The organism is Rothia sp. HMSC066G07 (assembly GCF_001814485.1).
In the GTDB taxonomy this organism is placed as follows: domain Bacteria; phylum Actinomycetota; class Actinomycetes; order Actinomycetales; family Micrococcaceae; genus Rothia.
In genome coordinates this window covers 1-219 of sequence record NZ_KV816921.1, presented here as the reverse complement: position 1 = coordinate 219, position 219 = coordinate 1, and the positions used below count along the sequence as shown (strand labels likewise).

1 protein-coding gene is annotated in these 219 nt (G+C 50.7%); it reads right to left on the bottom strand.

What is annotated here, in order from left to right:
- The coding region (locus tag HMPREF2971_RS01565; RefSeq protein ID WP_246825012.1) for a DUF6318 family protein at positions 1 to 219 on the bottom strand (219 nt) is incomplete at both ends.

Sequence of the window (219 nt, the reverse complement as noted above, 5' to 3'; positions counted from 1 at the left end):
TTCGTCATACATGAGGTCGCTTTCGGCCTGGTATTCTGAGGTTCCTTCGATAACCCAGCCACCTTCTTTGTAAAGCTTTTCGATGGAGTTGAGGAATTCGATATCGCTTTTGAAGGTATCCAGCATGTACGGCCTCACGTATTGCATATCGCCCGTCTGGATGCCGTAGTTGCGGGCTTTGATCCAGTCACGCATCATCTCGCGGAGACCAGCGAAGGT